Here is a 235-nt window from a genome sequence, read left to right as displayed (position 1 = left end):
CGGCGGGCCCGTCGTGGTGATCTGGGACAATCTGAATGTCCACCGCAGCGCCGACATCCGTGACTATGCCGCCGAGCATGACTGGCTGACCATCGTCCAACTGCCGTCATACTCCCCGGATTTGAATCCAGTAGAAGGCATCTGCTCCCTTCTGCGGCGGGCCGTGACCGCGAACATCGTCTTCGCCGACCGCGACCACCACGTCCGGGCCGTCCGCAGCGGCCTGCGCCGAATC

The 235-nt window shown here is 65.1% G+C and carries 1 protein-coding gene; it reads left to right on the top strand.

The annotated features are described in order from the left end of the window. A partial coding sequence (locus ADK54_RS20095; RefSeq protein WP_199827001.1) for a transposase occupies positions 1 to 235 on the top strand: 235 nt, incomplete at both ends.

The organism is Streptomyces sp. WM6378, from assembly GCF_001279695.1.
GTDB lineage: Bacteria > Actinomycetota > Actinomycetes > Streptomycetales > Streptomycetaceae > Streptomyces.
The sequence above is the reverse complement of the archived record's forward strand: the minus strand, read 5'-3'. Positions and strand labels throughout refer to the sequence as shown.